11 protein-coding genes are annotated in these 12,869 nt (G+C 60.3%); 8 read left to right on the forward strand and 3 right to left on the reverse strand.

Annotation, left to right across the window (positions count from 1 at the left end):
• The first annotated feature begins 8 nt into the window (after window positions 1-8).
• The 3 genes from dhaL to ACW5XC_RS13915 all read left to right on the forward strand — a co-directional run bounded on the left by dhaL (window position 9) and on the right by ACW5XC_RS13915 (window position 2,563).
• Complete coding sequence (gene dhaL, locus ACW5XC_RS13905; protein ID WP_042052612.1) at window positions 9-638, forward strand: dihydroxyacetone kinase subunit DhaL; 630 nt, start codon at window positions 9-11, stop codon at window positions 636-638.
• Window position 639: 1 nt separating this feature from the next.
• Window positions 640-1,356 (forward strand): dihydroxyacetone kinase phosphoryl donor subunit DhaM, encoded by a 717-nt coding sequence (gene dhaM, locus ACW5XC_RS13910; protein WP_042052611.1) that lies wholly within the window; start codon window positions 640-642, stop codon window positions 1,354-1,356.
• 124 nt (window positions 1,357-1,480) lie between these two features.
• Window positions 1,481-2,563 (forward strand): glycerol dehydrogenase, encoded by a 1,083-nt coding sequence (locus tag ACW5XC_RS13915; protein WP_042052609.1) that lies wholly within the window; start codon window positions 1,481-1,483, stop codon window positions 2,561-2,563.
• Window positions 2,564-2,658: 95 nt separating this feature from the next.
• On the opposite strand, the gene dhaR is transcribed toward ACW5XC_RS13915, so the two are convergent.
• Window positions 2,659-4,560: a dihydroxyacetone kinase operon transcriptional regulator DhaR gene (gene dhaR / locus ACW5XC_RS13920; RefSeq protein ID WP_042052626.1), complete on the reverse strand. Its 1,902-nt coding sequence runs from the start codon at window positions 4,558-4,560 to the stop codon at window positions 2,659-2,661.
• Between the two features lie 600 nt (window positions 4,561-5,160).
• On the opposite strand from dhaR, the gene ACW5XC_RS13925 reads away from it, so the two are divergent.
• Window positions 5,161-6,039 carry a hypothetical protein gene (locus tag ACW5XC_RS13925; RefSeq protein WP_143182603.1) on the forward strand — a complete coding sequence of 293 codons (879 nt, stop codon included), beginning with the start codon at window positions 5,161-5,163 and terminating at the stop codon, window positions 6,037-6,039.
• 334 nt (window positions 6,040-6,373) lie between these two features.
• Here ACW5XC_RS13925 and ydiK read toward each other — a convergent pair whose 3' ends face one another.
• Both ydiK and ACW5XC_RS13935 read right to left on the reverse strand, forming a co-directional pair.
• Window positions 6,374-7,459: an AI-2E family transporter YdiK gene (gene ydiK, locus ACW5XC_RS13930; RefSeq protein WP_042052607.1), complete on the reverse strand. Its 1,086-nt coding sequence runs from the start codon at window positions 7,457-7,459 to the stop codon at window positions 6,374-6,376.
• Window positions 7,456-8,844 (reverse strand): bifunctional NUDIX hydrolase/phosphatase PAP2 family protein, encoded by a 1,389-nt coding sequence (locus tag ACW5XC_RS13935; protein ID WP_042052606.1) that lies wholly within the window; start codon window positions 8,842-8,844, stop codon window positions 7,456-7,458. Before ACW5XC_RS13935 ends, ydiK begins: the two co-directional genes overlap by 4 nt.
• Window positions 8,845-9,029: 185 nt before the next feature.
• On the opposite strand from ACW5XC_RS13935, the gene ACW5XC_RS13940 reads away from it, so the two are divergent.
• The 4 genes from ACW5XC_RS13940 (at window position 9,030) to pckA (ending at window position 12,802) form a co-directional block, all read left to right on the forward strand.
• Entirely contained in the window at window positions 9,030-9,410 is a 381-nt protein-coding gene (locus tag ACW5XC_RS13940) for a hypothetical protein (RefSeq protein ID WP_005340143.1), read from the forward strand.
• Window positions 9,411-9,666: 256 nt separating this feature from the next.
• Window positions 9,667-10,065 carry a ribosome-associated heat shock protein Hsp15 gene (gene hslR, locus ACW5XC_RS13945; RefSeq protein WP_005340141.1) on the forward strand — a complete coding sequence of 133 codons (399 nt, stop codon included), beginning with the start codon at window positions 9,667-9,669 and terminating at the stop codon, window positions 10,063-10,065.
• Between the two features lie 77 nt (window positions 10,066-10,142).
• Window positions 10,143-11,027: an Hsp33 family molecular chaperone HslO gene (gene hslO, locus ACW5XC_RS13950; protein ID WP_042052605.1), complete on the forward strand. Its 885-nt coding sequence runs from the start codon at window positions 10,143-10,145 to the stop codon at window positions 11,025-11,027.
• Between the two features lie 149 nt (window positions 11,028-11,176).
• Window positions 11,177-12,802: a phosphoenolpyruvate carboxykinase (ATP) gene (gene pckA / locus ACW5XC_RS13955; RefSeq protein ID WP_005340139.1), complete on the forward strand. Its 1,626-nt coding sequence runs from the start codon at window positions 11,177-11,179 to the stop codon at window positions 12,800-12,802.
• The last annotated feature ends 67 nt before the right edge of the window (window positions 12,803-12,869 follow it).

Below are 12,869 nucleotides of genomic sequence, written 5' to 3' on the forward strand. Positions count from 1 at the left end.
GAGAACCCATGTTAAGCAAGCATCACATCGTCAACTGGCTGCTCGACTGCGAGCATATCTTCACCGAGCAGCGTGACTACCTCACCGCGCTGGATACCGACATCGGCGACGGCGACCACGGCCTCAATATGCAGCGCGGCTTCGCCAAGGTGGCCGAGAAGCTGCCAGCAGTGGCGGACAAGGATATCGGTCAGGTGCTGAAAACCACCGGCATGACGTTGCTCTCCTCGGTCGGTGGCGCCAGCGGCCCGCTCTACGGCACCTTCTTTATCCGGGCCGCGGCCAGCACCGACGCCTGCCAGAGCCTGAGCCTCAGTCAGCTGTGCAAAATGCTGAGCGACGGGGTCGAGGGGATCGTCTCCCGCGGCCGCGCCGAGCCGGGCGACAAGACCATGTGCGATGCCTGGTGGCCAGCACTGGCCGCCCTGCAACAGGCGCAGCAGCAAGAGTTGTCGCTCAATGAAGCGCTGGACAAGGCGGTGGCAGCCGCCGCGGCCGGTACCGAGGCCACCATCCAGATGCAGGCCCGCAAGGGGCGCGCCAGCTATCTTGGCGAGCGCAGCATCGGCCATCAGGATGCCGGGGCCACCTCGACCCTGCTGCTGCTGACCGCCCTGCGTGACAGAGCGAGGTTGTGACATGATCGGAATCGTAGTTGTCTCTCACAGCGCCATGCTGGCGGCCGGTTTGAAAGCGCTGGCCGACCAGCTCGGCAGCCCGGCCCGATTGCTGCTGGCGGCCGGGGTCGATGACCCCGACCACCCCATCGGCACCGATGCCATCGCGGTGATGAGTGCGATTGAAGAGGCGGATGACGGCAGTGGCGTGCTGGTGCTGATGGATTTGGGCAGCGCCCTCTTGAGCGCCGAGACCGCCCTCGAACTGCTGCCCCCGGAGCTGAGTGCCCGGGTGCGACTCTGCCCCGCACCGCTGGTCGAAGGTACTCTGGCCGCCGTGGTGGCGGCCGGTTCCGGCCTGACGCTGGACGAGGTGGCCGCCGAGGCGCTCGGTGCCCTTGGCCCGAAACAAGCGATGCTGCCTGCCAGCGCGGCGCAGGCCGCCACCGAGACAGCCCCCGTTGCCGACGACGGATGGCTGCGCTGCGAGGTGGTGGTGGATAACCCCCACGGCCTGCATGTGCGCCCCGCCGCCCGGCTGGTAGCCGCCCTCAAGCCCTTTGCCGCTGAGCTCAAGCTGCAAAAGGGGGATAAAGAGGCCAATCCCCGCAGCCTGACCCGGCTCGCCATGCTCAACGTGCGTCAGGGCGACCAGCTCACCCTGCTGGCGCGCGGCGAGGATGCCACCGCCGCACTGACCTGCTTCCAGCAGCTGGCCGACGAGCGCTTTGGCGACTGACACCACTGTTTCAAGGGGCTGCACTCGCTCGCTGAGCCTGTGCAGCTTCATTCAAGACGAAGGAGTCTCGGCACAGCCGCCCCTTCGCCCCGATTCTTAATTAGTAAAGAGAGAGGGATAGAATATGGACCGCATTATCATCAGCCCCAGCAAATACGTGCAAGGCAACGGGGCCCTCGCCAATATCGGCAACTACGTCAAATCGCTCGGCAGCAAGCCGCTCATTCTGGCCGACGCCTTCGTCACCAAGCTGGTGGGCGATACCGTGGCCACCAGCTTCCACGGTGCAGGCATCCAGCCCGAGTTCGACTGCTTCAACGGCGAATGCTCCCGCCCCGAGATCGACCGCCTGCTAGCTCGCTGCAACCAGACCCCGTTTGACGTCATCATCGGCATCGGCGGCGGCAAGACGCTGGATACCGCCAAGTCGGTCGCCTTCTACCAGAAGGTGCCGGTGGTCATAGTGCCAACCATCGCCTCCACCGATGCCCCCACCAGCGCGCTGGCGGTCATCTACACCCCGGAGGGGCAGTTCAGCGAATACCTGATGATCCCGACCAACCCCAACATGGTCATCATGGATACCGGCGTGGTCTCCCGCGCTCCGGTACGGCTGTTGGTCTCCGGCATGGGGGATGCGCTCTCCACCTACTTCGAGGCGCGCGCCAACAAGGTTTCCGGTTGCCAGACCATGGCCGGTGGCGCCTCCACGCTGGCGGCGCAGGCCATTGCCGAGCTCTGCTACAAGACCCTGCTGGCCGATGGCTACAAGGCCAAGCTGGCGGTGGAGCAGGGACTCTGCACCAAGGCAGTGGAGAACATCATCGAGGCCAACACCTACCTGAGCGGTATCGGCTTCGAGAGCAGCGGGCTGGCCGCCGCCCACGCCATCCACAACGGCCTGACCCAGCTCGCCGAGTGTCACCACCTCTATCACGGTGAAAAAGTGGCGTTCGGTACCCTGGTGCAGCTGGTGCTGGAGAATGCACCGATGGCGGAGATCGAAACGGTGCTGGGTTTCTGCCGCTCGGTGGGCCTGCCGACCAACCTGCATATGATGGGGGTCAAGGAGCTGGATATGGCGCGCCTGATGGAGGTGGCCAAAGCCTCCACCGCCGAGGGCGAAACCATCCACAACATGCCGTTCAAGGTCACTGCCGAGGATGTGCTGGCGGCCATCGTCACCGCCCACCAGCTGGGGCTGTAGCAGCGCCACCACTGACCTTGCCATATAAAAACGGCCCCGCAACTGCGGGGCCGTTTCGTTTTCTACGGGCCGGTTTGCAACGGCTTCAATAGCCATCAGCCGTGATAGTCGGCGGGATCGATCTCGAGCAGCTTGAGTCGTCGCCACAGGGTGGTGCGGCTGATGCCAAGATGCTGGGCCATCTGGCTCACCTGCCCCTTGCAGGCGTGGGCGCAGCGCAGGATGGCTTGCCGCTCCAGCTCCGCCAGCGTGAGCAGCGGTTGCCCCACCACCTCGTCCGCCACCCGCTGATAGCCGTGCCGAATGGCGGCGGGCAGCGCCTCGGGTGGGATCGGCCCCTGACCGGCGTGGAGCAGCGCATGCTCAACGGCGCTGCGCAACTCCCCCAGATTGCCGGGCCAGGGATAAGCAAGCAGACAATCGAGGGCCGCCGGGCTGAACTGGCGCACCGGTTCGCGCCCCTGCGCCCCTAGCTGCTGGCTGATAAGACCCGGCAGATCCGCCGCGCGCTCCCGCAGCCCCGGCAGCCACAGCTCGCACGCCTGCAAGGCATAGAGGAGCTGGCGGCCAAACAGCCCATCCTGCACCAGTTGTTCCAGCGGGGCGCTGCTGGTGGCGATGATCCGCACCTTGAGCGGCAGAATGCGGGCCGAATCGAAGCGCTGGATGCGACCGGTTTTGAGCAGTTGCAGCAGCGCCGCCTGCATGGGAGCGGAGAGACACTCCACCTGCTCCAGCACCAGGGTGCCGCCGTGAGCCAGCTCGAACTTGCCCGCCCGCTCCTGCCCCGCCTCGTCGGAGCCCATCAGCTCCAGCGCCATCCGCTCGCTCGGCAGCGCCTTGCAGTTGAGGGTAATGAGCGGCCCGGCGGCCCGTTCGCTGCCAAAGTGGATCGCCTCCGCCAGCTGGACCTTGCCCACCTCCTCCTCGCCACGCAGCAGGATCGGCCCCTGACTTTGGGCCGCCTGCCGGGCGTAGCGCAGCAGCTTGCGCATGGCGCTCGACTCCCCCACCAGCGCCGACAGCTCGGGCACCGTCTGGCGCAGCTGGTGAATGGCCCGCAACCGATCGACCGGGTGCAGCAGGGCGATAAAGCTGACCCCCTCTGGCCCCGGCAGCGGCTTGAGGCTCACCAGCGCATTGATAAACTCCCCCTCCTGCGCGCCAAGCCGCTCCAGCGTCACCTCCACATGGCTGAGCGGCGTCTGCCCCCTGATGGCCAGCTGCAACCGCTGGGGTAGCAGCAGATGCTGCTCCAGCGGTTGGCCGAGACAGAGCGCGGGATCGAGCCGCAGCCGGTTGGCCGCCAGAGCGTTGAGATAGCGCAGTCGGCCCTGCGGATCCCAGGCCAGCACACCGTCATCCATGCCATCGAGCAGGGCGTAAAGTTCGCTCAAGTGGTGCTGGGACTCCTGCATCAGGGTCTCCATCTGCAGCAGATGGGCCAGCTCGCGCCCGGCACTGACGGTGAGCGCCAGATCGCCGGCGCTCGCCTCCTCCACCTTGCAAATCAACGCAATGATGGCGACCTGACGGCCATTGCTGTTGTAGACCGGGCTGGCGCAGCTGTGCCACGGGTGGAGGGTCTGATTGAAGTGCTGGGGGCCGCTGACGCAGAGCGGCACTCCCTCCAGCGCCGCCAGATTGATGGCATTGGTGCCGATGCGCCCCTCGCTGAAGAAGGCGCCGGGGCCAAACCCCAGTGCCGCCAACTCGCGCAGGGTGTCGGGATGGCCGGTTTGGGCCAGCAAGCAGCCGCTCTCGTCGGTGAGCAGCAGGACGCAGGGGCGCCCCTCCATAAATTCGTAGAGATCTTCGAGGGCCATCTCGCCGGTGGTGAGCAGGTCGCGCTTGCGCTGGCGCAGGCTCTGCAAGGTCTGCCCCTTGGCGCTGTGGGGCGGATGCCAGAGGGTGGCACTGGTCTGGTGGGCGCAGCGCAGCCAGGATGCCTGCAAATAGTCAGGCCAAGCGAGCAGCGGCTGAAGGTCAGATGGCATGGTCACAGCAATATCCGGCAAGATGTAAGCCGACCATTTAACCACGCCAGCGCCCCCGATTCAGTGACCTGCCTCAGAGGGTGGCAAGCCCGCTCTGCTCTTGGTCGGGTTCGCCTCCGAATTTGACGACAAGGTCGTCGCCAGTGGTGGAATTCGCTGCATCACCCTGCACCAGCCCGCCTGACCCTCCCCTACCGACAGATAACCCGGGGCGTTGCCACGCCCCGGGTTATTTATCCACGTCAATTTTTGTTAACTACAAGCCCCTGACCTGCCACCGTTCCGCATATTGGCCAGCAATACCATATGGGGTATCACCGCGATCACACTCCCGAGCTATTCAAGAAGCTGAGACTGCGAGGCGCTTTCCATTGCCGCCCCTTAAGTGTATTTTTGCTCACTAACGAAAAGCAGAGCCAAAGGGGAATGTTGAGCGAACACGTTCAGCCCCTGAGATTGGCGGCAATGTTGTGATTTAAAATTACTTTTTGCGGAAAGCAGGACGAGGCAGAGTTATATGGAAGGCTCTATTAATGGATTACTACCACCTTCCATCCAACACTAGTTATGCCTCGCCCTAATTTTAATAATAGGTTCAATATGGTTACAAAAGAAAATGCACGTAAGTGGTTAGAATATAGAGATCGAGGAATCGAACCTACACGCTACAAAAGTCGAACTATTGTATATTCCAGCAATTCGATCGAACAAGATCTAAATTTTAAATTCGAAACATATGAAGTGAAATTAACTTCTTGCTTTAATCAAAGAATCCCGCATGAACTTGGTATGAAATATGACCCTGCGTTTGTATGTGAAGTTATTGTGGGCCCCTCTCAGCACCAAGGAGGCGGCAATTTCGATATCGAGAATATACTAGATCAAATCCTTACTTGGCTTGAGTTTGATTTTGATATTGGTCTTTCCTATGAAGCATGGGAAGAATACGAAGGATCTTGGCTACCAAGTATTAGTGGCGCGTGTTCGGTTTCTTCTCAATCGTGTTATAAGGCCCTCCCTAAAAGGGACTTTGAGGCTTTTTTAAAGAAATATGAAACAGCAAAATCATTAAACTCCAAGAAAGCAAAAAAGATTGTAAATATACGCAAGTATTTACAAGAGGGGCTGAAACTGAAGGATATTTCTGCAAATTATAGTTTTATGTCCTTTTATAAAGTAGTGGAGATTGTAGCTGATGACCTAGCATCAACTCAATACTGTGAAACTAGTAGTTCAGTTGTAAAGGAAATGGTTAGCTTCAAGCTGCTAAGTCGGGGGAGCCAAAGAGCTAAAATATACTATTTGCTGTCAGCATTAAATAATGAATTTGAAAAAGATGAAATGGTATATCTGGCTGATATACGAAATGAATTGGCGCATAATGATCATCTGGTATCGCATGACAAATTGAGGATGTGTCAAAAGCTAGCGTATTGGGCGGCTGAAAACTACGTGTCCATATTGGCATCTACGGCATAACAAAACATTTAAACCCGTAGGTTCGATTAGCCGTCAGGCGTAATCGGACGTTCGCGTAAATCAATTCCCCCCGCTATAACGGCTACTCGAATTTCCCCTCTGCCAGATGCCGCTGACTCATGGATACAACCGGGACAGCGGCATCTCGATCGTCCGATTACGCTTCGCTAATCGAACCTACATGAGACGGTCATATGTGGGATATGGAGGCTGGCGCGGATCTGCCAATCTGACGCCATCGCCATAATCAGAATCACCACAAATAACAGAGCCGCCCTTATGGGCGGCTCTTTGTATCAGCGATGGATGGCTGAATCGTCTTGTTACCGAATCGTCACTCGGCCTTGGGCGCTTCAACCGCCGCGGTCGCCGGTTGGTCATCTTCCTTGATCCAGGCATCCAGCAGGGTGTAGCCCACCGCCAGCACCACGGGGCCGATAAAGAGACCGATGATCCCCATCGCCAGCAAGCCACCGATAACCCCCACCAGAATGAGGATGAGCGGCAGATTGGCGCCGCGCTTGATGAGGAAGGGGCGCAGGAAGTTGTCCATGGTGCCCGCAAACAGTGACCAGACCAGCAGGAAGGTACCCCAGGTGGTGTCGCCGCTCCAGTAGAGATAGCCGATACAGGCCAGCAGCACCGGGAAGGGGCCGATCTGGGCGACGATCAGCAAGAACATCACCACCACCAGCACCATGGCATAGGGGATACCGGCAATCAGCAGGCCGACACCGGCCACCGAGGATTGCACCAGCGCGGTCACCACCACCCCCATGGCTACAGCACGGATCGCCTGAGAGGCCAGTACGGTGGCGTTGTCGCCCCGTTGCCCTGCCAGACGGTGGGCAAAGCGGCGAATGCCGGCCGCCACCACTTCACCCGAGTGATAGAGCACCCCGCAGATACCGACCGTCAGCAGGAAGTGAACAAACAGCAGCCCCAGATTGCCCGCCTGAGCGGCCAGCCAGCGGGCGGTCTGGCCAAAGTAGGGAGCCAGCTTGGCAAACAGCACCTGACCACCGCTCGCCAGAATTTGCTGCCAGAAGCCGTAGAGCTTGTCGCCTACCAGCGGGATCTGTTGCAGCCAGAGCAGCTCGGGCGGCGGTGACTGGCTGATATGGGTTCCCAGCTCGATCAGCATGGGCGCCTTCTCCGCCACATTGGCCAGCGTCATAAAGAGCGGGATGACAAACATCAGCAGCAGCACCAGCGTCATAAAGAGGGCCGCCAGGGTGCGCTTGCCCCACAACAGCCGCTGCACCATCAGCATCAGCGGCCAGGTAGCGATGGTGATCATGGTGGCCCATACCAGCGCGGGCAGGAAGGGCTTCAGCACCAGGAAACAGGAGATAATCAGGATGCTGAGAAACAGCACCCCCAGGGTTATCTTGGCCAAATCCACTTTTTTCACATTCATAGAGTTCCCTTGTCAGAGCCGTTGCCCTTGGGTCGTGTGTCGCATTTCAAGAAAGAGAGTATCCACCAGAGGCCAGCGCTCAACCAGAGCCCCAGCCCGAAAAAGAGCACAAACTGACCAAGCAGGATGGCCAGCGAACTGCTGGTCAGCAGCGGCAGCGCCCAAAGTCCTGCCCCTATCACCGCGCCCCCCGCCAGCGTGACCGCACCGGTCACAATGGAGGGATAACCGCCGCGGGTCAGGGTAAGCAAACCGCCAACCCAGATCCCGAGGGCCGCCAGCCCGATCCCGGCCAGATGGGCCGACTGGGTCGGGCCCGCACAAACCAGTGCTGCAGCGATCAGCAAGCCCCACACGGATGAACGCTGATCCAGCCGCCAGTAGGGGCGAACCGCCAGCAGCAAGGCGCCAATCAGCAGCCCCGCCGCCACGTCGGAGATAAAGTGCACCCCGAGCCAGACCCTCGCCAGACCTGTGGTCAGCGCCAGCAGCAAGGCCAGCGAATAGGCCAGCCCGCGCCGGGCAGGCCAGAACCAGCCAAGCAGCGCCCCCCAGAACAGCAGGGCCGAAGCGGTATGGCCGCTCGGCATGCCAAAGCCTTGCGCGCTCTGGGTTGCCAGCAGCGGTTGCAGATGGAAGGGACGCGGCCAGCCGATCCCCTCCTTGCTTGCCTGCACCAGCAAGCCGAGCCAGAGCATGGCGAACAGCAACTGGCGCAGCCGCGGCCATCCCAGCAGCGGGAGCAGCAAAGGTATCAGGGCAAGCTGAAAGCCGCCTGAACCAAACAGATTGCTGACCGACAGCCACCACACATCGGGCCCCAGCCACTGCTGCAGGCGCAGCATCAGCGGGATCTCGACCTGATGCAGCGCATTGCCCTGCGCCACAAAATCAGCCTGCCAGTGCACCTCGCTCTCGGGCACCTTATCCAGTCGGGATTGCAGCCAGTCGAGCTGATCCGGGAAACGGCGCTGCTCGCGGGGGAGCTGGTCGATGGCGATCAGCCGGGCGTTAAGGATCTCTCCCCCCAGATTGGGAGCTTTCAGCAGAGAGACAAAATCGGAATCTTGCTGGGCGACGATAGGCTCCAGAGTGCGACAAGCGAAGATAAGCGCCCGCTGCCAGCGGCCCAACTCCTGCACCACCTCCCCCCGCAAGCCGGTCTCTTCATAGAGTTCGCGCAGTGCCGCCTGCTGCGCGCTCTCGCCGCCATCTATATAGCCACCGCTCAGGCTGTAGCGGGAGGAGATGCGATCCTGCACCAGCAGCAGTTGATCCTGATGGCGGATGGCGCAGGCCGCTGCCGTGGGGGCTGCCGGTTCGGCGCTCAGGGCTGGCAGAGCGGCAAACAGCGCCAGCAAGAGTAAAAAGAGGGTTCTCGACATCAATTTGCTTTCCCTATGCACAATGGCGACAAGCCTCCCAGAAATCAGATAGTTGGGCAACGGTAGCGGCCGGATCGCCGCCGTTCCCGCCGCGCTGGCGGTGCACGGAAGATTGCGATGAAGCAGGGCACTCCCTACTATTGGCGGCTATCTTCAATTTCATGCAGCAAACGCTGGAGCCCTCCATGAGACAGTTCGGCTTTTTCCTCGGCATCGCCATCGGTGTCATTTTGATCCTGTTCGGCAGCATCGTCATCTTCCAGGCGCTTCCTGCCGCACTGGATGTACTGGAGATGCCAAGCCGCATCCCGTTCGTGCGCGAGGTCTACACTTGGCTGATGACCAGCGCCAACGGCCTGACCGCCCAGCTGGAGCAGAACTTCCTGGAAGCGTTCCAGACCGTGCTCAAGCTGATCCTGCTCATCACCTTCATGTGGGTCTGCGTCAAGCTGGTCAACATGGGGGTACTGATTATCCGTGCCGGGGTTGACCTCATCCGTACCGCCATCGCCCACAGCGAAGGGCCGCACGACCAGAAGAAGCCGGATCAGCACGATCACTTCTGACTCTGACATGGTCAACGGATTTGAACGCTGCCGCCCCCAACCGGGGCGGCAGCTTTATATGCGCGGTATGAAGGCCCTTCCCAGCCCCCATGGATACCCGATAAAGCAGCGGCTTTCCCTTGTGAATCAGCAAACTGCCCATATGTTGCATCACCTTGACATGGTTTGCGCCCCGCGCGGCGGCGGCCCGGTTTCTATCCCGACCCCGTGCTCTGGTATAATCGACCACCTCTTTTCCCCGTTATGGAGCCTGTTCATGCCCAATCATGCAGAAAGTGCCCTCGAGGTTCGTCTCGACAAGTGGTTGTGGGCGGCCCGTTTCTACAAGACCCGCTCCATTGCGCGGGATCAGATAGACGGGGGCAAGGTGCACTACAATGGTCAGCGCAGCAAACCGGGCAAACAGGTGGAAGTGGGGGCACTGATCCGCTTCTGGCAGGGGCAGGACGAACGCGAAGTGCGGGTGCTGGCCTTGAGCGAGCAGCGCAAATCGGCCCCGCTGGCCCAGCAGCTCTATGAAGAGACCGCCGAGAGCCTGAAAAAACGGGCCGAGAACAGCGAGGCGCGCCGCTTCAATAGCCAGTTTGCCCCCAGCCCCGAGCGCCGCCCCGACAAGCAGGAGCGACGCCAGTTGCTCAAGGTCAAACAGTACTGACCGACCCCGATTTGATACCGGGCTGGCATCAACCCCAGCCCGCCCGATTTACCTCACCGAAAAGCCAGGAATACATGATGAGCAACCAAGATCTGCTGTATCGCTATCTGTTTGAAGAGTACGAAGTGCGTGGCGAGCTGGTCCAGCTGGATCACACCTACCGCCATGTGGTGGAAGCCCAGAACTACCCGGTGCAGGTGCAAAAACTGCTGGGCGAGCTGCTGGTCGCCACCAGCCTGCTGACCGCCACCCTCAAGTTTGAAGGCTCCATCACGGTTCAACTGCAGGGCGATGGCCCGGTGCGTCTGGCCGTGATCAATGGTGACAACAACCAGCAGCTGCGCGGCGTGGCCCGCTATGAAGGCGAGCTGCCGAGCGATGGCAAGCTGCAGAGCCTGATCGGTAATGGCCAGCTGATCATCACCATCACCCCAGAGCAGGGCGAGCGCTATCAGGGCATCATCGCGCTGGACGCCGATACCCTGGCGGGCTGTCTGGAGCACTACTTTGCCCAGTCCGAGCAGCTGGCCACCAAGCTGTGGATCCGCACCGGTTACCACGAGGGCGAACCGCGCGCTGCCGGCATCATGCTGCAGGAGCTGCCCGCCCAGAGCGAAGATCACAGCAACGACTTCGAGCACCTGACCCAGCTCACCAGCACCATCAAGGATGAAGAGCTGTTCGGTCTGGAAGCCGAGGAGATCCTCTACCGTCTCTACCATCAGGACAAGGTGCGGGTGTTCGATCCGCAGGCGGTCGAGTTCCGCTGCACCTGCTCCCGCGAGCGCTGCGAAGGAGCCCTGTTGCAGATAGAAAAGGAAGAGGTCATGGAGATGGTGCAGGAGCTCGGCAAGATCGACATGCACTGTGATTATTGCGGCGCCCAGTACCAATTTAATGGGATCGATGTCGAAACCCTGTTCAGCAGGGCTCCCGGCAATGATGCAAACCAGTTACACTAATTAAAGGCGGGCAAAACCCGCCTTTAACTTTAATAACAAAAAAATACCCTATTCTATAAAGTTTGATGGCGATCGCTAAACTCTACCACCTAAGTGATAGGATGACCGTCAGATAGAACCCTACCAACCTCTGAACCCAGGAGAATACAATGACAATCGTGGCAGAACCCACCCTGGCCCAACAATTAGGACTGGACCAGTACGGCATCAAAAACAGCCAAGAAATCGTTCGCAACCCCTCTTACGAGCAGCTTTTCGCGGAAGAGACACGCCCTGACCTGGAAGGGTTCGAGCGCGGTGTGGTGACCGAGCTGGGCGCCGTCAACGTCAACACCGGTATCTTCACCGGTCGCTCCCCGAAAGATAAATATATCGTCAAAGATGCCACTACCCAGGATACTGTGTGGTGGTCTGACCAGGGTAAAAACGATAACAAAGCCATTACCCCGGAAGTGTGGTCACATCTGAAAGGGCTGGTCACCAAACAGCTCTCCGGCAAGCGCCTGTTTGTAGTCGACGGTTTCTGCGGTGCCAACCCGGATACCCGCCTGGCCGTGCGCATCATCACCGAGGTGGCCTGGCAGGCACACTTCGTGAAAAACATGTTCATCCGCCCGAGCGATGAAGAGCTGAAAACCTTCAAGCCTGACTTCGTGGTGATGAACGGTGCCAAGTGCACCAACCCGAACTGGAAGGAGCAGGGTCTCAACTCCGAGAACTTCGTTGCCTTCAACATGACCGAGAAGATGCAGCTCATCGGTGGCACCTGGTACGGTGGCGAGATGAAGAAGGGCATGTTCTCCATGATGAACTACTTCCTGCCCCTGCGCGGCATTGCCTCCATGCACTGCTCCGCCAACGTGGGTCAGGACGGCGACGTCGCCATCTTCTTCGGCCTCTCCGGTACCGGCAAGACCACCCTCTCCACCGATCCGAAGCGTCAGCTGATCGGCGATGACGAGCACGGCTGGGATGACCACGGCGTGTTCAACTTCGAAGGGGGCTGCTACGCCAAGACCATCAAGCTCTCCGAAGAGGCTGAGCCGGACATCTACCACGCCATCCGCCGCGATGCGCTGCTGGAGAACGTGACCGTTGCCGCCGATGGCACCATCGACTTCGATGATGGCTCCAAAACCGAGAACACCCGCGTCTCCTACCCCATCTATCACATCGACAACATCGTCAAGCCGGTCTCCAAGGCAGGTCACGCCACCAAGGTGATCTTCCTGACTGCCGACGCCTTCGGCGTGCTGCCCCCGGTCTCCAAACTGACCAAGGAGCAGACCAAGTACCACTTCCTGTCTGGCTTCACCGCCAAACTGGCCGGTACCGAGCGCGGCATCACAGAGCCGACTCCGACCTTCTCCTCCTGCTTCGGCGCAGCCTTCCTCTCCCTGCACCCGACCAAGTACGGTCAGGAGCTGGTGAAACGGATGGAAGCGGCAGGTGCAGAGGCCTATCTGGTCAACACCGGCTGGAACGGCACCGGCAAGCGCATCTCCATCAAGGATACCCGCGCCATCATCGACGCCATCCTGGATGGCTCCATCGAGAAGGCCGAGACCAAGGTGCTGCCGATCTTCAATCTGGAGATCCCGACCGCGCTGCACGATGTGAACCCGGCGATCCTCGACCCGCGCGACACTTACGCCGACAAGGCCGAGTGGGATGCCAAGGCCGTCGATCTGGCAGGGCGCTTCATCAAGAACTTCGAGCGCTTCACCGATAACGATGAAGGCAAACGTCTGGTTGCGGCAGGCCCGCAGCTGTAACAGGCTCGCTTCGTATCAGTGACATCATGCCGGTCAGCCACGCTGACCGGCATTTTTGTTTTTGTGG

It is taken from the genome of Aeromonas sp. 25-AL00135, from assembly GCF_054052385.1.